Origin of the sequence: Paraburkholderia sp. 31.1 (genome assembly GCF_014397645.1) — a bacterium.
Lineage (GTDB): Bacteria > Pseudomonadota > Gammaproteobacteria > Burkholderiales > Burkholderiaceae > Paraburkholderia > Paraburkholderia tuberum.
Genome location: NZ_VZQN01000001.1, coordinates 83,782 through 104,414 on the forward strand (window position 1 = coordinate 83,782; position 20,633 = coordinate 104,414).

A 20,633-nucleotide genomic window follows, 5' to 3' on the forward strand; every position below is an offset into this window, starting at 1 on the left:
GCTTTTTTACGCGGCGCGCATCCATCGCCGATTGGTCAATCGCCTATGCCGCGCCGCGCGTTCAACCGAGCGCAGCGAACGCCGGCACGGTGTGTGACAACGCGGCCGCGACGACGAACACGCCGATCATCAGGAGCGCTTCCAGATACATCACGTTGACGAAGGTGTGCGCATCCATCGTCGATGCGGTGCGACGCAGGCGTGGCAGCGCCGATGTGCGGTTCAGCGCGCCGAGCACCAGCGCGAGCGCGACCAGCACGAGCTTCAACGTCAGCACATGACCCCACGTGCTCGCCTGAATCGCTTCGAACGAACTGCCCGAGTCGCGCACCGCATTGAAGACGCCCGACAGCAACACCAACGCGACCGCGACGATCGACACGTTCGACACCTGGGTCGCCGTGCGGATCAGCATGCCCCGCGCGGTGGATGCCCCGAGCGCCGGCAGCACCGCCAGGCCGGAGGCCATCGCGAGTCCGCCCCATACGCTCGTTGCGAGCACGTGCAGCGTCTGCATGCCGATCGCGGCCGACACCACGCCGGCATCGGCCGCATGACCGAGCGACGCCTTACCCGCCGCGATCGCGAGCACCGCGAGCCACAGCAGCGTATTGCGCAGCATGCCCGTGCCATGGCTCAGCGCGGTGCCGAGCAGCACCAGCGCGCCGCCGAACGCGACGCTCCAGCCATAGCCGACATGCGTTTGCGTCAGCACCGTCGGCACCACGCCGAACGCCGCGGACAACCCGACACCGCTCATCGACGCCGCCTGATACAGGAGCCAGCCGAGATCCGCGAGCACCAGCACGATGGCGGCCGCGAGCATCGAGCGTTGCGCGCGCATCCAGCCGGGACGCGCCGGTGAAGTGCGCTGGAGCCCGTCCCTCGCGAGCCATGCGCCGAGTAGCGCCGAGCCGACGGCGAAGCCGAACGAGACGTTCATGAGCGTGGCCATTGCGACCTGCCCGATCCACAGTCCGTCGAAGTTCATTTGACGTTGAACGCGAAGTCGCCATGGGTACGATGGCCGTCGGTGGCCACCGCGATCCAGTGCACCGCATAGCGGCCGCTCGTCAACTGAGGCAGCGCGAGGTGCATCACGCGGGCGTCCGCGCTATCGACCGTCGACGCGCCCGGCGTCGCGGGCTTGCCGCTTGCATCGGCGAGTGTGATCTTGCTGAATGCGGGCTCGAGCGGCTCGGTGAAATGGATCGTCAGGTCGGTAGGCGCGACGGCGTCGGCGTTCGCGGCCGGCACGCTCGAGATCAGATGCGCATGCGCGAACGCGGTGGACGACATGGCCAGCGCCACCGCGCCGGACATCAACGCTCGCAGCGTCGACGAGGAGAAATCGAATAGCTTCATGTAAGGCCGATAGCGGATGAGAACGAACGGAACATAGGCGGGCCGGCGAGGCGCATCGTCTGCACGACGGCCGGCGAGCCCGGAAGTGTACGCTTCGATGGCGCGCGCTGGGATCGGTTCAACCTGGCTTGATCGAATGCGTCACGCGGCATCACGCTTGCGGCGACGACGCCGTGATTATTTTTGAGGCAAAGACGTCGACCACGATCCGTGACGCAACCAAAGTCCGAAACCGGCATAACGCGACATACTGTCGCATGGCGGTCACACCTGGAACCGTCTCTAATGCGGCAAATAGTCACGATTACCCTTCGATGATAGAATGCTGCGTCGCCGCAGCGACGGCTGTCCTTCACACCGAGCCGCCCGAAGTTCGGTCAGGTCCCCGATTCCGATGGAGTTACGCGTGTCTTCAAGACGCCTCTTCCGCCCGTTGCTTGCCCTTCTGTTGATCGGCGCCGCGGGTGTCTATAGCGCAGCGAAAGCGCAGACTCAACCGAAGGCCCCCGACACGATGGAAGCGCGCGTGCAAGGCTGCACGGCCTGCCACGGCTCGCATGGGCAAGGTACCGACAACGACTACTTCCCGCGCCTCGCCGGCAAGCCGGCGGAATATCTGTTCAATCAGTTGCAGAACTTCCGTGAAGGGCGCCGCAGGTACCCGCCGATGAACTACCTCGTCACGTATCTCTCCGACGACTACCTGCATCAGATCGCCACCTTCTTCTCGCAACAACGCCCGCCGTATCCGACGCCGGCCAAGCCGACGGTCTCGGCCGCCACGCTCGCGCGCGGTGAGCAGATCGTGCTGCACGGTGATGCATCGAAGCAGGTGCCCGCTTGCGCGGCCTGCCACGGCAAGGCGCTGACCGGTATGGAGCCGGCAATCCCGGGTCTCGTCGGTCTGCACGCCGACTACATCAGCGCGCAGCTCGGTTCATGGCGCTCGGGCACGCGTCACGCGATCGCGCCGGACTGCATGCACACCATCGCCACGCGCCTCAGCGACGAAGACGTGAACGCCGTCGCGGCCTGGCTTTCCACGCAGCAGGCTCCGCCAAACCCCGTGCCGGCTCCGGCCCGCTCCTTGAAGACTCCGCTTGCCTGCGGCAGCGAACCGCAATAAGGCGCCGGGAGAGACATTCAAATGAAACACAAGTCCTTGTTCGCCCTCTCGGCAGTCGTCGTGGTCGCGGCCGCCGCACTCGTTCCCGTCCTCTGGTCGGGCGGCGACAATCTGCATAGCAGCGGCGCAGCCGTGGCGGCAACGCCCGCGGACCAGGCCGACCTGATCAAGAAGGGCGAGTACCTCGCCCGCGCCGGCGACTGTATCGCCTGCCACACGGTGCGCGGCGGCAAGCAGTTCGCCGGCGGCCTGCCGATGGCCACGCCGTTTGGCACGATGTTCACGCCGAACATCACGCCGGACGACCAGTACGGCATCGGCAAGTGGACCCAGGACGACTTCTATCGCGCGATGCACACCGGCCGCTCGAAAGATGGCAGCCTGCTTTATCCGGGCTTCCCGTTCACGAGCTACACGAAGGTCACGCGCGCCGACTCGGACGCGATCTACGCGTACCTGCGCTCGGTCGCGCCGGTCAACGTGCCGAGCCGTCCGCACGAACTGAAATTCCCGTTCAACCAGCGCAACATGCTGATCGGCTGGCGCACGCTGTTCTTCCGTGAAGGCGAGTTCAAGCCGGATCCGACCAAGTCGGTCGAATGGAACCGCGGTGCGTATCTGGTCGAAGGCCTTGGTCACTGCGGCATGTGCCACACGTCGATCAATGCGATGGGCGCCCCGGTCAACTCGGCCGCGTTCGCGGGCGGCCTGATTCCGCTGCAGAACTGGTATGCGCCGTCGCTGACGTCGAACCGCGAAGCCGGCCTCGGCGACTGGGACCTCAAGGACATCGCCGACCTGCTCAAGACCGGCGTGTCGAGCCGCGGCGCGGTGTTCGGTCCGATGGCCGAAGTGGTTCACAACAGCCTGCAGTATCTGTCGACCGAAGACATCAACGCGATGGCGACGTACCTGAAGACGATTCCGCAGAAGAGCGAAGCACCGGAACCGCTGCAGCTCGAAACCTCGGAAAAATTCGGCGGCGAACTGCTGAAGCAAGGTCAGAAGATCTACGCTGACAACTGCGCGAAGTGCCACGAGGATAACGGTCTCGGCCGGCCGCCGGCATTCCCGCCGCTCGCGAACAACCAGTCGATCCAGATGCCGTCGGCGGTCAACCCGATCCGCATGGTGCTGAACGGTGGTTATCCGCCGAGCACGGAAGGGAACCCGCATCCGTATGGCATGCCGCCGTTCGCGCAGGCTCTGTCGAATCAGGAAGTGGCAGCGGTCGTGACGTACATCCGTATGTCCTGGGGCAACCACGGCACGGCCGTGTCGCCGCAGCAGGTGGCCGACTTGCGTTCGGCGCCGCTCGACTAAGCAGGGGTCGACGCACCCCGGGCGCGGCCTGCGAAATTCGCGGCCGCGCCCTTCGTTTTTTCAGGACCGGTATCATGTAGGGCTATTTGTGTTGGAGGTTGCCCTCGTGGGACCGTGCAGGAGGAAAGAGTTGTGCCCTTCGGCGAGCGTTTGAACAGCATCACCCATCTCGTCGGCGCCGTGCTGTCGGTGGTGGGGCTGGCGGCGCTCGTCACGATGGGCGCGCTCGCCGGCGACGCGTACAAGGTCGTCAGCTTCGCCGTATATGGTGCGATGCTGTTCGTGCTGTACGCGATCTCGACGCTGTATCACAGCGTCAGCCATCCGCGTCTGAAGGCGATTCTGCAGAAATGCGATCATTCGGCGATCTACCTGCTGATCGCCGGCAGCTACACGCCGTTCACGCTCGTCACGTTGCGTGGACCGTGGGGCTGGTCGTTATTCGGCGTGAGCTGGGGGCTCGCTGCCCTCGGCATCGTGCAGGAACTCACGCTCGGGCGACGCACCCGCAGTGTGTCGATGGTGCTGTATGTGTTGATGGGATGGCTCGCGCTCGTAGCCGTCCACCCGCTGGTGCAGGCGTTGCCGGCTGCGGGGACCGCGTGGCTCGTGGCCGGCGGCGTCATCTATAGCGTCGGCATCTATTTCTTCATCAACGACGAGCGCATCCGCCACGGACATGGTATCTGGCACCTGTTCGTACTGGCGGGCAGTCTGTGTCAATTCGTCAGTGTCGCGCGCTATGTCGCGTGACATTCCACGGCGACGAATTGCAACTTAAGGCCAGTCGACGTGTCTGCATAGCGCGTTGAAACATTCGGCACATCTGTGAGCGTGCCGCCGATTTCTCCGTGAACGGAACCGGGCCTCGGCCTCGAACACCCATGCGGGCGTGTCGATGCCGCGCTGGTTTTTCCGCGTTGGGGTCCTTTGGGCCCAGCGGGGCCGTTCGCGACACTGCATTGCAAAGAGCTTTTATGTCTTTTGATTCCCTCGGCTTGTCCGAACCGCTGGTCCGCGCTGTCAATGAACTCGGCTACACCAGCCCGACTCCGATCCAGACTCAGGCGATCCCGGCCGTGCTCAACGGCGGCGATCTGCTCGCCGGCGCGCAAACCGGCACCGGCAAGACCGCCGGCTTCACGCTGCCGATCCTGCAGCGCCTGAATTCGATGCCGCCGGCCGCCGGCGGCAAGCGCGTGGTGCGCGCGCTGATCCTCACGCCGACGCGCGAACTCGCCGCGCAGGTCGAAGAAAGCGTGCGCGCCTACGGCAAGTATCTGAAGCTGAAGTCGACCGTGATGTTCGGCGGCGTCGGCATCAATCCGCAGATCGATGCGCTCAGGCGCGGCATCGATATCGTCGTCGCGACGCCGGGCCGTCTGCTCGATCACATGCAGCAGAAGACCATCGACCTGTCGCATCTCGAGATCCTCGTGCTCGACGAAGCAGACCGCATGCTCGACATGGGCTTCATCCACGACATCAAGCGCGTGCTCGCGAAGCTGCCGCCGAAGCGCCAGAACCTGCTGTTCTCGGCGACCTTCTCCGACGAGATCAAGACACTCGCCGATGGCCTGCTCGACTCACCGGCGCTGATCGAAGTCGCGCGCCGCAACACGACGGCAGAAACGGTCGCGCAGAAGATTCACCCGGTCGATCGCGACCGCAAGCGCGAGTTGCTCACGCATCTGATCCGTCAGCACAGCTGGTTCCAGGTGCTCGTGTTCACGCGCACCAAGCACGGCGCGAATCGCCTCGCCGAGCAGTTGGCGAAGGACGGCATCAGCGCGCTCGCGATTCACGGCAACAAGAGCCAGTCGGCACGCACGCGCGCGCTCGCCGAGTTCAAGGACGGTACGCTGCAGGTGCTGGTGGCGACCGACATCGCCGCACGCGGCATCGATATCGATCAGTTGCCGCACGTGGTCAACTTCGATCTGCCGAACGTGCCGGAAGACTACGTGCACCGCATCGGCCGCACGGGTCGCGCGGGTGCGACCGGCGAGGCGGTGTCGCTCGTATGCGTCGATGAACTGCAGTTGCTGAAGGACATCGAGAAGCTGATCAAGCGTCCGGTCCCGCAGGAAGTGATCGCCGGTTTCGAGCCGGACCCGACCGCGAAGCCGGAGCCGATCCTGCGACGCGGGCAGGGCGGCGGCGGGCGCTCGCCGCGCCAGGGACAAGGTGCGGTGCGTCGTGACGGCGGTGCTGGTGGTGGCGCACCGGCCAAGCCGGCTCAAGGCTCCGGTCAGCGTTCGGGACAAGGCACGGGTCAGCGTTCGGGCCAGCGTGCGTCGAACGCTCAGCCCACGCCGCGGCCACAAGGTGCGAAGCCGGCCGGCAATGACAATCAGCCGCGTCGCGATACGCAGCGTCACGACGATCGGCCGCGTACCGCCGCGCATGACGGCGCTCCCGCGCACCATGCGCCGCGCAAGCCGCAGGGCAATCGTTCGCACAACGGCAATCCGGGCGCGTTGCTCGGCGGCGGCGCGAAGCGCAACGATGCGCCGCGCGGTGCGCAACCGTCGCGCAACGGCGCCCGTGGCCGTTAAGCGTCGCGCGGCCTGAAGGCTGCCCGCGCATCAGCCGTTAGCGCTTCCCTGCTCGAAGACTAACGGCTGCTCGCGGCGGCAGCCTGCTTCAAATGCTCGACCTGCCCTTCCCATCGCTCGAGCACCACACTCCCCTCTCCTTGCAATTCGAACGTGATGCCGCCCGTGAGGCGCGCATAACGGACGCTTTGCGCTTCCGCTGTGTCGATCGAGCCGAGCAGATAGACGAGGCCGCTGTCGTCGCCAGCAACACCGGGCAGCGGCGCGACACGCAACTGCACCTGATAGAACGCCGCATCGCAGACGAAGCTCAGCGCCGCGCGCCCGCTTTGCGCGATCGCGCGCGTCGCGCGCGCCTGCGGCCATAGCGCGATGCACAGCGTGCGCGAGTCGGGCGCATAGAGTTCGCCGACGCTCAGCAGAGATGTGCGCACGTGGCCGTTCGCATCGACGCTCAGTAGCGACGCGGTGAAGCCCTGCTTGTCCGCAAGCGACGAACCGTCGAACAACGCGCGCACGTTGGCCGGCCATTCGTCGAACACGATCTGTTCGAGCGGACGCGCGGACGTAGATGCGGAAGAGGAAGCGCTCATGCCATCGATCCAGTCGAAGTAGTCGGTAAAGCTCCATCATGCCTCGAAAAAACCAAAGCCCGCATGAGCGGGCTCCGGTTCGCTTCGTCAGGTCGTTGCAGCTGCATTCAGCCGATGCCTCGCGCAACGTTCGATAGCTCAGCGAAAGAATACGTGCTGCGTGATCTTCGCGAGCGGATAATGCACACCCGGCTGAATGCGCGCCGGCAGATCGAGCGGCTTGAGCAGCATCTTCACGCACATGTCGGCGGACAGATTGCGGCGCACCAGCTTGTTGATGCGCGCCGCGCGCTCGCGGTTATACGCGGAGTCGTGCACGCGCTCCGGATAGCGAATCGCGAACACGTGCCGCAACGCGATCTCCGAATCTTCGTTCTTGATTTCCATCACGCGACGCATCAACGCGCCCAGCACCGCGAGCCGACCGTTGCCCTCGATCCGGTTGTACTTCTTGAAGTACCTGAAAAAGTGCTTGTAGTGACGGACTTCGTCGGTGCGGATGTTGTCGGTGATCTGCTTGAGGACCGCTTCGTCCGAGCACTCGTTGATCGCGCGGTACAGCGTCGCGGTACCCGTTTCGACTACGCAACGCGCGACCATCTCCAGCGCGCGGGTCTTTTCGAAATCCTCGACCGAGCACGTGAGCGAATACTCGCCCATGAAATTGCGGAACGCGGTGTCCCAGTCGAACTCGGGCCATACATACGCGATATAGGTCTTCAGCGCCCGGCCGTGCTGCATTTCCTCGGGCTCCCACTCGTGGTTGAGCCAGGCCGAGACCTCGGGATCGTCGTTGAAAAACGTACTCAGATTGCTGGTGTAGAGATCGGTGCCGCTTTCGATGAACGAAGCCGCGCACAACAACAGCAGCAGGTCCTCGTTGGCCGCGGCCTTCTGACGGTCAATGCGCGTCAGATCGATGTCTTCGATCCGCCAGGGCATGACATGGTTCAGCTCTGTATGCATCGTGTCTTGCTCCCATGCTGTACCGACCCGTGGAGTTCTTCGCAGCTGCCACCGCGCTCGCCGTGATGTTTCTGCGGGTCGGATACAACGCCGTGAATTAGAGTTGGGCCCTTGTACTCTGCATCTTAGCCGGAGATATCCGACCATGCAGATCACACAGCACAGACCATGCCGCATCGACGCAGTTCCGATTTCAAGATAGTCGAAATCTTCCAACGTGTTAAAACATGTGCGCAAGGCAAAAAAAGCCAGCCCAAAAGGCTGGCTTTTCGGACAGACATCAGACCCGGCGGGGTTGGGGACACGGGCGGGCGCCATAGGCGGGCGCCCTCTTCCTCAGGCAGGTTGGACGTCGCCCGGGATGGGACGCACGCGACGCATGCGCAGCGCGACGATGATCAGCGATACGCCCGAAAGCACCGCCGCAAGCAGGACGTAATAACTTGGCGCGAGTTTGTCGCCGGTCAAATGAATGAAGGTTTCGACGATGGTCGGCGCGAAGCCGCCGAAGATCGTCACACCGATGCTGTAACCGATCGAAAGGCCAGTCGAGCGCACCTGGGTCGGGAAGATCTCCGACATCAGCGCGGGCATCGGCCCCGAGTACGAGGCCTTGAAAATACCGGCGACGCCTTGCAGCACGAGCAGCCAGCCAATCGTCGGATGTGTCTGCAGCCATGCGAACATCGGATAGATCAGCAGGCCCATCAGGATCGACGTGCTCAGCATGATGCGAATTCGGCCGATGCGATCGGACAGCGCGCCCATGATCGGCGAGAAGATGAACTGCATGCCGCCGTTCAGCACGACCACGCCGAACGACGCGGCCGCCGCCATATGCAGCTGCTTGACCGCGTAAAGCGGCATGTAGAGCTGCAGCACGTACACGCCGACCGTCGACTGCGCAACCATGCCGATCGCGAGCAGCAGGTTGACCCACTGATTCGAGAACGACGCGTCCTTCGTTCCGCTGACGACCTTGTGCTCGCCAGCCGCCTCGCGAGCCGCGCGTTCTTCACGCAATGCGAGGAATTCGGGCGTCTCGTCGAGATGCGAGCGGATGTAGTAGCCGACCGGCCCGACCAGCAGACCGAACACGAACGGCACACGCCAGCCCCAGCTGTTCAGATGCTCGGCCGGCAGCCACGCGGTCAGCAGCGAACCGAAGGCCGCCGCGGTGATCGCCGCGAGACCCTGGCTCGCGAACTGCCAGCTCGCGTAGTAGCCGCGCCGAGTCGCGCTGTGCTCGACCATGAACGCCGTCGCGCTGCCGAACTCGCCGCCGACCGCGAAGCCCTGCACGAGCCGCGCCAGCAGCACCAGCAGCGGCGCCGCGAGACCGATCGTCGAAAACGGCGGCATCACGGCCATCGTGAAAGTACCGACCATCATCAGCGCGATCGCGAGCGTGAGCGCCGCCTTGCGGCCCTTGCGGTCGCCGTACACGCCGAGCACGACCGCGCCGAGCGGGCGCATCAGGAACGAGAGGCCGAAAGTAGCGATCGCGAGCAGCGTCGACAGCCACTCGTCCTGCATCGGGAAGAACTGTTTCGCGATGATCGTCGCGAAGTAGCCGTAGACCAGGAAGTCGAACCACTCGAGCGCGTTACCGATCGACGACGAGAAAACGATCCGCCGCACCATCGCTTTCGAAAGCGGCGCGGCGTGGGGGGAAGCGGTCGTCGAGTGCGACGCGGGGGTGTTCATGATGGTCTCCTGCCTGTCTGCTGCGTAATAGCCGTGGTAGGTGCGGCACCGCCTGGGTCAGCGAGGCGGCTGGCGGGCGCGCAATAGCGCGGCATATGCCATGCCGCGCGTTCGATACGTGTTACCCGGGTGTCGGACCTGAGTCCCGGTGCGGACCTCGGCCCCGGGCGTCGCCTCGTTATGGCCTAGAAGCCGGCGGCGAGACCGTCGCGGCGGCTGTCGCTGGCCGCCACGTAGCCGCGCTCCGGCTCGTTGCGATCGAGTTTCCAGATGAACTGGCCGGAGCCGAAGTCCATGTACGGATCGTCGACCGACTTGATCGTGTGGCCGAGCTTCTGCAGGCCCTCGGTGGTCTTCGGATCGAGCGTCGACTCGATATCGACCGTGAAGTCGCGGTTGACCTTCCAGCGCGGCGCGTCGCACGCGGCCTGCGGCTGCTGAGCGTAGTCGAGCATGCGCACCACCGTTTGCAGATGGCCTTGCGGCTGCATGTCGCCGCCCATCACGCCGAAGCTCATCACCGCTTCCTGCTGACCGTTCACCTGCTGCGTGAGGAACGCCGGGATGATCGTGTGGAACGGCCGCTTCCCGCCCTCGACGACGTTCGGCGACTTCGGATCCATCGAGAAGCCGCAGCCGCGGTTCTGCAGCGCGATGCCGCTGTCCGGCACCACCACACCCGAGCCGAAGCCCATGTAGTTCGACTGGATGAAGCTGACCATCATGCCGCTCTCGTCCGCGGCCGACATGTAGATGGTGCCGCCCGCCTTCGGCATGCCGAAGTCGAAGTGCGTCGCCCGCTTCGGATCGATCAGCTTCGCGCGCGAGCTCAGGTACGCGTCGTCGAGCATCTGCTCGGGCGTGACTTCCATCGACCGCGGGTCGGCCACATAGCGATACAGGTCGGCAAACGCGAGCTTCATCGCTTCGATCTGCAGATGCTGCGACTCGACGCTGTCGACCTTCAGCGACTTCACGTCGAACTTCTCGAGGATGCCGAGCGCAACCAGCGCCGCGATGCCCTGGCCGTTCGGCGGAATCTCATGCACGGTGTAGCCGCGATAGTCCTTGCCGATCGGCTCGACCCAGTCCGCGCGGTAGTTGCGGAGATCGTCGGCGCTCAGCGCGGCGCCGCCTTCGCGTGCGAACGCGGCGATCCGCTCGGCGATCTCGCCTTCGTAGTACGCGCGCGGGCCCTGCTCGGCGATCAGGCGCAGCGTCTTCGCGTGACCGGGGAAGCGCACCAGCTCGCTGACCTCAGGCGCGCGGCCGCGCGGCATGAAGGTCTGCGCGAAGCCCGGCTGATCCTTCAGTTCCGGCACCGCGGCCGCCCATTTGTACGCGACGATGCTCGCCACCGCGTGACCGCGCTCGGCGATCTCAATGGCCGGCTCCATCAGGTCGGCGAACGGCAGCTTGCCGAACTTCTGGTGCAGCGCTTCCCAACCGGCGATCACGCCCGGCACCGTGACGGCGTCCCAGCCACGCTTCGGCTGTTTCGCGAAGCCGTTTTCCTCGCCGTATTTGCGCTTGAAGTAATCGACGTTCCACGCAGCCGGCGACACGCCCGACGCGTTCAGACCATGCAGCTTCTTGCCGTCCCACACGAGCGCGAACGCGTCGCCGCCCAGGCCGCACGACACCGGTTCGACCACTGTCATCGCTGCGGCCGCCGCGATGGCCGCGTCGACGGCATTGCCGCCCTTCCACAACATGCGCAGCCCGGCCTGCGCCGCGAGCGGATGCGAGGTCGAAACGATATTGCGTGCGAATACGGGCAGACGTTGCGTCGGATAAGGGTTTTGCCAGTTGTTGAAGCCAGTCATGTCGAACACTCTCGAAAGCGCGGGCCGGCATGAAAAAGTAGCCGGACATCATGGGAAAGGTTGTAAGGCAGGTAAATCGCGGAATCCAGGATTGCATCGCGAAGCGCACCAAAAAACAAATTCATTTATCAAATGAATAAATGCGTATTGCACCTGAATGAAGGTTCGAGCAGGTTCGGAGCGTTCGCGGCCAGTTGGCGGACAAGGGGCGCGATGGTTTTACAATAGCCGCAATCGTGTTCGTCGACGGCGGGCTTTCTGCCAACCGCTCGATGATCGCGACGGACCACGCCGACACGACAGCCACCACCCGAGACACATGACACGAGACCCCCGCCTGACTCTCAACGCCCGGCAACAGGAATTGCTGGAGTGGGTGCAACGCGACGGCTTCGTGACCGTGGACGACCTCGCGAGCCACTTCGACGTCACCCCGCAGACGATCCGCCGCGACGTCAACTGGCTCGCCGATATGAATCTGCTGCGCCGCTATCACGGCGGCGCCAGTCTGCCGACCAGTTCCGAGAACGTCTCCTACACCGCGCGCCAGCGCATGTTTCATGAAGAGAAAAGACGCATCGCGGCGCTAGTCGCCACTCACATTCCCGATCAGGCATCGCTCTTCATCAACCTCGGCACGACCACCGAGGAAGTGGCACGCGCGCTGAACCGCCACCGTGGACTGCGCGTGATCACGAACAATCTGAACGTCGCGAGCATGATGAGCGGCTACCCGGATTGCGAAGTGCTGGTGACGGGGGGCATCGTGCGGCCGTGGGATAAGGGCATCGTCGGTGAACTGGCGATCGACTTCATCCGGCAGTTCAAAGTCGATTTCGCGATCATCGGCACGTCGAGCATCGAAACGGACGGTACGCTGCGCGATTTCGACACGCGCGAAGTGCGTGTCGCCGAGGCGATCATCGAGCACGCACGCACCGTGTTCCTCGCCGCGGATCACTCCAAGTTTGGCCGCCCGGCGCTAGTTCGCCAGGGACATCTGGAGCAGATCGACGCATTGTTCACCGACGCCGCGCCGCCCGCCGACATGACCGAGGCGCTGAACGCCGCGAATTGTCAAATCTATATCGCCGGATAATTCCAGGCGATCTCCGCCATGCTGCGGTGCACGCAAAACCTCGCGTGAAATCAAGAATCTGGCTGCGGGGCCGGACCGCCTATCGCGCGACCAATTGTCAAATGGAAAATTTACGGGGACCAGGTTGGCGTTTCATCGGTGCTCGCCTACACTCCAGTTCCCCAACGTGCGTTGCGAGTTTCGCACGGCGTCGGTTTGTGAATCTGTCGTGTAAGCCGTACCTCCCGCCCTGATCCTTAGCGGACCCCGCCCCGGCCTGCCGGTCGACTGCAAGGCTGTCCGCAATTTGCTGACATGGAGAGAACGATGCTGAGTCCGCATGAATTCGCCACGTTGTTACTCGTCAAGGACGCCCCCAACCAGGTCGAAATGGACCGAGAAGAACTCGATGCGTTGCTCGAACGCCAACTGGTGCAACTCGAGCGCCTCGCATCGGGCAACGAAGAATGGCGCGTGACCGAAACCGGCGACACCGCATTGCGGGCCATCAAACGTTTTTCCTGAGATTCCCTGTCGTTCGATCCGAGAGCCGTTGGCGGCGTATCCGCGCCGCCCTGGCGGATCCACCGCGCGCTTCGCTCGCGACTGCCGGGCTCGTATCGTTCAATTCCCTGACAGCGGGCCGCCTTCGCGGCCCTTTGTTGTGCGCATCTCATTTACACAGTAAATTCACGCGACGGACTTCCCCGCCCTCGCGCATGCCCAAGACGCTCTCCGCCGACGACATCCAGCAGTTTCGCGAAGCCATGCGACGCGTCGCCGAAAACGCATTTGCGACCCGCGGCGCGCAAGGCGTGACGATGCGCGAGCTGGCGAAGGAGCTCGGCTGCAGTGCGATGACACCGTATCGCTATTTCCGCGACAAGGAAGAAATTCTGGCGATGGTCCGCGCCGCCGCGTTCAACCGCTTCGCCGCGCGCCTCGAAGCGGCCGCGCGCGGCATCCCCGCGAACGCCCCCGCCATCGATCACAGCGCCGTCGGCCGGGCCTACGTCGACTTCGCGCTCGATGAACCGCACGCCTACCGTTTGATGTTCGATCAGACGCCGCAACAGCAAGGCGCCTACCCTGAACTGGCCGCGGCGTCGCAGCGCGCGTGGCGTCTGCTGGAAGCGCACTTCGAGCGGCTCGTCGAGGCGGGTATTCTCGAAGGCGATCCGCGCCTGATCGGCTATGCGTACTGGACGAGCCTGCACGGCTTCACGATGCTCGCGCTCGCGAACCAGCTACCGCCGTCGGCGGCGCAACAGGCCGATTCCGCCGGCGACGGAGCGCCGCAGCCATCACGTGAAGCCGTGTTCGCGCAGCTTTTGCGCATGCTGTGGCGCGGAGCGTTGGCGCCGCGCAAGTGAACCGGCTCGCCGGTCAACCCGCTGCTGCTTACCCGTTACGCAAGGTCGGATCGGCACTCGCACGCCAGCTGATCGCCCTTGCGCGCTGCTCGTTGAAGAACTCGACCCACTGGTTGCGCACCTTCGGATCGCTGCTCGTCGCCTCGCTCGCATGGCGCTGCGCGATCGATGCCTGGAACGCGCAGAAGTCGTCGTTCGACAGCCGGCCGCGCCGGTTCGCCACATAGGCATCGAAGAACGTCTCATAGACGTTCTGCGCGTCGCTGCCGTAGTCGACGGTTTGCGGCGAGCACATCTTCTGTAACGCCTCGAACGACGTTGCGCCCCTCGTCCCTTCCAGACTCGGCGTACTCACGCATCCCGCCAGCAGCGCCGCCGCGCCGATCATCAAAAGTCCACGCATACATCACCTCGAAATGGCTGCTACCGAGAGTATCGTCCGCGGTCGCGCGTTGTGTCACTCCCGTGCCATTCGACCCAGGCTCGCTCGGGTCGAAGCGAACTTTACTTTTTCGAATATGTTCATTAGAGTTCGAAAACGAACATGCTTCGTTCAATTTGCTTTCCAACTTACTCCCAGATTCGATGCAGAGGCTCACCAGGTGACGCAAGGCACGAAATACGATTTGCTCGTCGTCGGTGGCGGGATCAACGGCGCCGGCATCGCCCGCGACGCGGCCGGCCGCGGCCTGACGGTGCTGCTGTGCGAGCAGGACGATCTGGCCGCGCACACCTCGTCGGCGAGTACCAAGCTGATCCACGGCGGCCTGCGCTACCTCGAGTACCGCGAGTTCGGGCTCGTGCGCAAGGCGCTGCAGGAGCGCGAAACGCTGCTGCGCGCGGCGCCGCACATCATCTGGCCGCTGCGCTTCGTGATGCCGCATATGCCGGATCTGCGCCCCGCCTGGCTGATCCGCGCGGGTCTGTTCCTGTACGACCATCTGGCCAAACGTGAGCTGCTGCCGGGCTCCCGCGGCATAGTGATGAGCCGGCATCCGGCCGGCGCGCCGCTCGTCGAAACGATCAAGCGCGGCTTCGTTTATTCGGACGGCTGGGTCAACGACGCGCGCCTCGTCGTCCTGAACGCGCTCGACGCGCACGAGCGCGGCGCGACGATCCTCACCCGTACGAAGCTGGTCAACGCAGAGCGCGCCGGCGGCGAGTGGCGCGCGCAACTGCAACGCGCGGACGGCGCGACGCTCGACGTGCGCGCCGCCGCGATCGCGAACGCGGCGGGCCCGTGGGTCGGCGAGCTGCTGAAGGGCGCGCTCGGCCGGCCATCGGCGCATAGCGTGCGGCTCGTCAAGGGCAGCCACATCGTCACGCGGCGCCTGTTCGAGCACGACCACGCGTACATCTTCCAGAACGCCGATAAGCGGATCATCTTCGCGATTCCCTACGAGCACGACTACACGCTGATCGGCACCACCGACCTCGAATATCGCGGCGACCCGTCGCAAGTCGCGATCGACGCCAACGAAACGCAGTATCTGTGCGATTCGATCAACCGCTACTTCAGGCAGAAGATCTCGCCGGCCGACGTGCGCTGGAGCTATTCGGGCGTACGCCCGCTGCTGGAGGACGAGAACGCGGACAATCCGTCGGCGGTCACGCGCGACTACTCGCTCGAACTCGACGCGCCCGCGGAACAGGCGCCGCTCCTGTCGGTGTTCGGCGGCAAGATCACGACGTTTCGCAAGCTCGCCGAGCAGGCCGTCGATACGCTCACCGACGCGCTGCGCCACGGCGGGTCCGCGTGGACCGTCGACGCGCCGCTGCCGGGCGGCGACATCGCACAGGCGAACTTCAATCGCTTCCTCGGTGAGTTCTCGCGCGAGCATGCGTGGCTGCCGGCGTCGCTCGCGCATCGGCTCGCGCGCGCGTATGGCACGCGCGCGAATCGCGTGATCGGCCTCGCGCGCTCGCGCGCCGAGCTCGGTCGCGAGTTCGCGCCGGGACTGCACGAAGCCGAGCTGGTTTATCTGCGCGATACCGAATGGGCGCGCACCGCGCAGGACGTGCTGTGGCGGCGCTCGAAGCTCGGCCTGCACGTCGAGCCGGGCACGCTCGATGAGGTTACGCGCGATATCGACGCATGGTTCGCGCGCGAACCGGCCCGGCAGAGCGCGTAGGCGGCCCGGCCGGGCAAACTGGCATGCCCCGACACAAGCGGCGGCAAACACGACGCGGCGCCAATGCCGGGTGAAGCAAACGGCGCGAGCCCGTAGAAACGGCGCACACCATGCGCGCGTCCCGGGCCGGCCCCACTGCAGCTTCGGCTGGACGACACCGGCACGCGCCCTCACACTATGGCGGCCCGCTCACGACAACACGCCGCTCGCATCGCCGGCCAGCAATCCGGCGATCCGTAACATGCATGGAGAAGAGACAATGCTGGATCAGTACGTTCTCGCGCTTGACCAAGGCACCACCAGCTCGCGCGCGATGCTGTTCGACCGGCGCGGCAACGTCGTGTCGACCGCACAAAAGGAATTCCAGCAGATCTACCCGCACCCGGGCTGGGTCGAGCACGATCCGCAGGAAATCTGGTCGACGCAGGCCGGCGTCGCCGCCGAAGCGGTCACGCGAGCCGGCATGAACGGCACGTCGATCGCCGCGATCGGCATCACGAACCAGCGCGAAACCACGATCGTGTGGGATCGCGAAACCGGCCACCCGATCTACAACGCGATCGTCTGGCAGGACCGCCGCACCGCCGACTTCTGCGACGACCTGAAAGCGCAGGGTCTCGAAGCGAGCGTGCGCGCGAAGACCGGCTTGCCGATCGACTCGTATTTCTCGGCGACCAAAATCCGCTGGATTCTCGACAACGTCGAAGGCGCGCGCGAAAAAGCGCGTCAGGGCCGGCTCGCGTTCGGCACCGTCGACAGCTGGCTGATGTGGAATTTCACGAAGGGCGCGCTGCACGTCACCGACGTGACCAACGCGTCGCGCACGATGCTGTTCAACATCCACACCCTGAAGTGGGACGACGAACTGCTCGCCGCGCTCGACATTCCGCGCAGCATGCTGCCGCAAGTACGGCCGTCGTCGGAGGTGTACGGGCCGACGGTGACCACCGTGTTCGCGTCGAAGATTCCACTCGCGGGCATCGCCGGCGATCAGCACGCCGCGCTGTTCGGCCAGATGTGCACCGAGTCCGGCATGGTCAAGAACACCTACGGCACCGGCTGCTTCCTCGTGATGAACACGGGCGCCAAACCGATCGAATCGAACAACAATCTCGTCACGACGATCGCCTGGCAGATCGGCGAGCGTATCGACTACGCGCTCGAAGGCAGCATCTTCATCGGCGGCGCCGTGGTGCAGTGGCTGCGCGACGGCCTCGGCATCATCAGGAACGCGGCGGAAATCGAAACGCTCGCGCGCGGCGTGCCGCATTGCGACGGCGTGTATCTCGTGCCCGCGTTCGCCGGCCTCGGCGCGCCGCACTGGAACGCGCATGCGCGCGGCACGCTGTTCGGCGTCACGCGCGGCACGACCTCCGCGCATCTCGCGCGCGCGGCGCTCGATTCGATCGCCTATCAATCGCTCGACGTGCTGAAGGCGATGGAAGCCGACTCGGGCATTCGCATCGGCGAGTTGCGCGTGGATGGCGGCGCCTGCGCGAACAATCTGCTGATGCAGTTCCAGGCCGACATCCTCGGCGTCGACACGGTGCGCCCCCAGGTGTCCGAGACCACCGCACTCGGCGCCGCCTATCTGGCCGGTCTTGCGGTGGGCTACTGGAAGGACATCGACGAGTTGAAAAGCCAGTGGAAGCTCGAGCACCGCTTCACGCCGGCGCTACCGCATGCGGAGGTCAGGACCTGCCTCGATGGCTGGCAGCGCGCGATCCGCGCGGCGAAGGCCTGGGCCGATACGCCGTAAGGCCGCGGGCGCGCAGAACGCCAAAAGGACGCGGTCCGAAAGTACGTATGATGACGCTTTTCATCCCGGCGCGCGGGCCCGCAACCCGCCGCCCGCGCGCTTTGCGCTTACCGTTTTTCAGGCATGATCGACCACCTCATCTGTGACTGCGACGGCGTGCTCGTCGACAGTGAAGTCATCGCCGATCGCGTGATGTTCGACACGCTGACGGCCACCTTCCCCGGCATCGATTTCGCCCCCGTCGTCAAAACCGCGTTCGGCCAGCAAACCTCGCGCTTTCTCGCCGGCCTCGAAACGCAGTTCGACATCACGCTGCCTGTGAACTTCCTCGACACGATCGAGCACCATGTCGAGCTCGCGCTCGCCGCGTCGCTCGGTCCGATCCACGGCGTGCGCGACGCGCTGCAACGCGTGACGCTGCCGGCTGCGGTCGTGTCGAACAGCCGTATGTCGCGCGTCGCCGCATCGGTACGGCGCGCGGGTCTGCAGCAGATTTTCGGCGAGCGCGTGTTCAGCGCCGAGCAGGTCGCGCGGCCGAAGCCGTATCCGGACGTCTATCTGTTCGCGGCCACGACGCTTGGTGTCGTGCCGGCGCGTTGCCTCGTTGTCGAGGACAGCGTCGCGGGGTTGAACGCGGCGCGCGCGGCCGGCATGAAGACGATCGCGTTCGTCGGCGCGAGCCATATTCCGGACGGCTACGCGGATGCGCTGCGCGCGATGGGTATCACGCGAATCATCAAGCATATGGATGAACTGCCGGCGCTCATCGAGGCGGGCGTGCGCGGCGAATTCGGCGACGTGCAGTCGTAGCGGTTTTGCGCAACGCCGATAAAAAAGCCGGTTCTTCGGAAGAAGAACCGGCTTTTTGCGTCATGGCGTCGCGTGCCGCTCGATGGATGGCCCGTCAAGCCTCGGCCATCGCGCCCTCGCGCACCTGCGCGAGCGACTCGCGAAACTCGACCAGCTCGGCGATCGTCAGCATCGGCAGATCATGTTGCGCGGCGAAGCGCTCGACGTCCGCGCCGCGCGTCATCGTGCCGTCGGCGTTCATCAGTTCGCACAGCACGCCGGCCGGCTTCAGGCCCGCGAGAATCGCCAGATCGACGGTGCCTTCGGTGTGGCCGCGCCGCGCCAGCACGCCGCCCGGCATCGCGCGCAGCGGGAACACGTGGCCGGGGCGCACGATGTCGGCGGGTTTGGCCGTATCGGCGATCGCGGCGCGGATCGTGGTCACGCGATCCTGCGCGGACACGCCGGTGCTGACGCCTTCGCGCGCTTCGATCGACACCGTGAACGCGGTGCCGTGACGGCTTTCGTTGTTGACGGCCATCGGCGGCAGTTCGAGCGCGCGGATCCTGTCATCGGGCAGGCACAGGCAGACGATGCCGCTGCATTCCCGGATCAGCAGCGCCATCGTTTCGACCGACAGGCGCTCGGCCGCGACGATCAGATCGGCTTCGTTCTCGCGGTCGTGGTCGTCCTGCAGCACCACGGCACGGCCCTCGCGCAGCGCCTGCAAGGCGGCGGCGATACGCGGCGGAACGGCTTCGGTGGCAAGCAGCGGGAGATCAGCGAAGGCATCGTCTGCAATCGTCGACGGAGCAGGAAAAGTAGCAAAGGACATAGTTGAAACGCTCATCGCAAAAGTTGGGCGAGAAACGTTTCAGGGCATTGCAAACAGACTGACACGCGCCGCCCAGGCGCCGCGCGAAAGCGGACGCTGATACGCCACCCAGGCTACAGGCGGCGTCGCGGAACGCACATGACTATCTGCACATCTTCTTCCATCCGGACTATGACCGTCGGCTCTGGCTTCTGACCAGATCTGCTGACCCCGCTCCTGTCTCCGCTATGCCGAAGGCTAAGCGATGCGGGCGCTCGCGGGCTTGCCGGCTCACGCTGTCGCGCTGCCGGCCCACCGCCGGTGGGGAATTTCACCCCGCCCTGAAGACGCACTGATTGCCGGTTCGACCGGCGGGCGAAGCATACAACAGTCGCGCGAGCGCTGCAGCGCGACGAACAAAGACCCTACTCACTGCATTTGACCTGCATCGACGCCCTGACCCGCGCTTGAACCTCTCGACGCCGTCGATTCTCAACCCGGCACACCTTCGCGTGCGGCTTCGTCGCGTGCGGCGCCCGCGGCCGGCACTTCCCAGCGCGGCGGCGTCTCAGCCCGCAGCGTCACGCGAAACGCGCGCGCCTCGGTGTCGCCGGGATTGCGCAGGCTGTGCGGCTGGTCGGCGTCGAACACGATCGCGTCGCCGGTCGCGAGCAGTTGACGCCGGTCGTGCACGCTGACTTCGAGCGTACCGTCGCTGACCACCAGATTCACCGTCGTGCCAGGCGCGCGGCGCACGCCCGCTTCGGTATGCAGCGGGGCGATCCGCAGTTCGTGAAACTCGGCGGCGATCGACTCGTCGTCGGGATACAGCGGCCGCACCGAGTAGCGACCGTTCGCGCTGACCACGCGGGCCGAGCGCTCGGCCGGCAGATGCTCGAAGCCGTTGGTCGCGTGACGCCGCAGGAACGCCGCCACCGACACCTTCAGCGCCGCCGCCACCTTGCACAGCACCTTGATCGACGGCACGCTGCGCGCCGACTCGATCTGCGCGAGCATGGCGCGCGACACGCCTGATGCGCGCGCCAGCGCATCGAGCGAAAGCTGCCGTTCGGCGCGCAGCCGCGCCAGATTCACGCCGACCAGCTGTTCGAGCGCATCGAAGGGTTCGGCGGAGCGCGGCGCCGCGTCGGTGTCGGCATCGGCAGAGGGATCGCGGACCAGCGCGAGCGGGGAATGCATATTGGCCTCCAGAGCGCCGCCAGG

The 20,633-nt window shown here is 65.2% G+C and carries 19 protein-coding genes and 1 riboswitch; of the genes, 10 read left to right on the top strand and 9 right to left on the bottom strand.

Annotation, left to right across the window (positions count from 1 at the left end; genetic code table 11):
• Positions 1-61 precede the first annotated feature (61 nt).
• Together F6X37_RS00390 and copC are read right to left on the bottom strand one after the other, a co-directional pair.
• A complete protein-coding gene (locus tag F6X37_RS00390; protein ID WP_187609940.1) occupies positions 62-991 on the bottom strand; it encodes a CopD family protein in 930 nt (309 codons plus the stop codon).
• The gene (gene copC / locus F6X37_RS00395) at positions 988-1,365 is read right to left on the bottom strand and encodes a copper homeostasis periplasmic binding protein CopC (protein WP_090801770.1); all 378 of its coding nucleotides are present in this window, start codon (positions 1,363-1,365) and stop codon (positions 988-990) included. Before copC ends, F6X37_RS00390 begins: the two co-directional genes overlap by 4 nt.
• Before the next feature lie 394 nt (positions 1,366-1,759).
• On the opposite strand from copC, the gene F6X37_RS00400 reads away from it, so the two are divergent.
• The 4 genes from F6X37_RS00400 (at position 1,760) to F6X37_RS00415 (ending at position 6,372) form a co-directional block, all read left to right on the top strand.
• Complete coding sequence (locus F6X37_RS00400) at positions 1,760-2,491, top strand: c-type cytochrome (RefSeq protein ID WP_090801772.1); 732 nt, start codon at positions 1,760-1,762, stop codon at positions 2,489-2,491.
• Between the two features lie 21 nt (positions 2,492-2,512).
• Positions 2,513-3,814, top strand: a complete 1,302-nt coding sequence (locus tag F6X37_RS00405) for a c-type cytochrome (RefSeq protein ID WP_187609941.1) — start codon at positions 2,513-2,515, stop codon at positions 3,812-3,814.
• Between the two features lie 132 nt (positions 3,815-3,946).
• On the top strand, positions 3,947-4,567 hold the full coding sequence (gene trhA, locus F6X37_RS00410; protein WP_035471054.1) for a PAQR family membrane homeostasis protein TrhA: 621 nt from the start codon (positions 3,947-3,949) through the stop codon (positions 4,565-4,567).
• Positions 4,568-4,791: 224 nt separating this feature from the next.
• Positions 4,792-6,372: a DEAD/DEAH box helicase gene (locus F6X37_RS00415; RefSeq protein ID WP_187609942.1), complete on the top strand. Its 1,581-nt coding sequence runs from the start codon at positions 4,792-4,794 to the stop codon at positions 6,370-6,372.
• Positions 6,373-6,431: 59 nt separating this feature from the next.
• Here the strand turns inward: F6X37_RS00415 and F6X37_RS00420 are convergent, their stop codons facing one another.
• The 4 genes from F6X37_RS00420 to F6X37_RS00435 form a co-directional block, all read right to left on the bottom strand.
• The gene (locus tag F6X37_RS00420) at positions 6,432-6,965 is read right to left on the bottom strand and encodes a hypothetical protein (RefSeq protein ID WP_187609943.1); all 534 of its coding nucleotides are present in this window, start codon (positions 6,963-6,965) and stop codon (positions 6,432-6,434) included.
• 138 nt (positions 6,966-7,103) lie between these two features.
• Positions 7,104-7,931 (bottom strand): ferritin-like domain-containing protein, encoded by an 828-nt coding sequence (locus tag F6X37_RS00425; protein ID WP_026226031.1) that lies wholly within the window; start codon positions 7,929-7,931, stop codon positions 7,104-7,106.
• Between the two features lie 336 nt (positions 7,932-8,267).
• Positions 8,268-9,638, bottom strand: coding sequence for an MFS transporter (locus F6X37_RS00430; protein ID WP_187609944.1), 1,371 nt, complete (start codon positions 9,636-9,638; stop codon positions 8,268-8,270).
• 185 nt (positions 9,639-9,823) lie between these two features.
• Positions 9,824-11,464 carry a gamma-glutamyltransferase family protein gene (locus tag F6X37_RS00435; RefSeq protein ID WP_187609945.1) on the bottom strand — a complete coding sequence of 547 codons (1,641 nt, stop codon included), beginning with the start codon at positions 11,462-11,464 and terminating at the stop codon, positions 9,824-9,826.
• 319 nt (positions 11,465-11,783) lie between these two features.
• Here F6X37_RS00435 and F6X37_RS00440 point away from each other — a divergent pair, with 319 nt between their 5' ends.
• From F6X37_RS00440 to F6X37_RS00450, 3 genes are all read left to right on the top strand, one after another.
• Positions 11,784-12,563, top strand: coding sequence for a DeoR/GlpR family DNA-binding transcription regulator (locus F6X37_RS00440; protein ID WP_187609946.1), 780 nt, complete (start codon positions 11,784-11,786; stop codon positions 12,561-12,563).
• A 306-nt stretch (positions 12,564-12,869) separates the two neighbouring features.
• Positions 12,870-13,067, top strand: coding sequence for a hypothetical protein (locus F6X37_RS00445; RefSeq protein ID WP_167368606.1), 198 nt, complete (start codon positions 12,870-12,872; stop codon positions 13,065-13,067).
• Between the two features lie 194 nt (positions 13,068-13,261).
• Entirely contained in the window at positions 13,262-13,915 is a 654-nt protein-coding gene (locus tag F6X37_RS00450) for a TetR/AcrR family transcriptional regulator (protein WP_187609947.1), read from the top strand.
• Between the two features lie 28 nt (positions 13,916-13,943).
• Here the strand turns inward: F6X37_RS00450 and F6X37_RS00455 are convergent, their stop codons facing one another.
• Positions 13,944-14,318, bottom strand: a complete 375-nt coding sequence (locus tag F6X37_RS00455; protein ID WP_184050855.1) for a hypothetical protein — start codon at positions 14,316-14,318, stop codon at positions 13,944-13,946.
• Between the two features lie 199 nt (positions 14,319-14,517).
• On the opposite strand from F6X37_RS00455, the gene glpD reads away from it, so the two are divergent.
• From glpD to F6X37_RS00470, 3 genes are all read left to right on the top strand, one after another.
• Positions 14,518-16,047, top strand: coding sequence for a glycerol-3-phosphate dehydrogenase (gene glpD, locus F6X37_RS00460; RefSeq protein WP_187609948.1), 1,530 nt, complete (start codon positions 14,518-14,520; stop codon positions 16,045-16,047).
• 259 nt (positions 16,048-16,306) lie between these two features.
• The gene (gene glpK / locus F6X37_RS00465) at positions 16,307-17,806 is read left to right on the top strand and encodes a glycerol kinase GlpK (RefSeq protein ID WP_187609949.1); all 1,500 of its coding nucleotides are present in this window, start codon (positions 16,307-16,309) and stop codon (positions 17,804-17,806) included.
• A 123-nt stretch (positions 17,807-17,929) separates the two neighbouring features.
• Entirely contained in the window at positions 17,930-18,616 is a 687-nt protein-coding gene (locus tag F6X37_RS00470; RefSeq protein WP_184022959.1) for an HAD family hydrolase, read from the top strand.
• Between the two features lie 94 nt (positions 18,617-18,710).
• Here F6X37_RS00470 and ribB read toward each other — a convergent pair whose 3' ends face one another.
• Positions 18,711-19,430, bottom strand: coding sequence for a 3,4-dihydroxy-2-butanone-4-phosphate synthase (ribB, locus tag F6X37_RS00475; RefSeq protein ID WP_187609950.1), 720 nt, complete (start codon positions 19,428-19,430; stop codon positions 18,711-18,713).
• Positions 19,431-19,578: 148 nt separating this feature from the next.
• Positions 19,579-19,762, bottom strand: a riboswitch (FMN riboswitch).
• Between the two features lie 139 nt (positions 19,763-19,901).
• Positions 19,902-20,609: a helix-turn-helix domain-containing protein gene (locus F6X37_RS00480; RefSeq protein ID WP_184066660.1), complete on the bottom strand. Its 708-nt coding sequence runs from the start codon at positions 20,607-20,609 to the stop codon at positions 19,902-19,904.
• Positions 20,610-20,633: the final 24 nt, after the last annotated feature.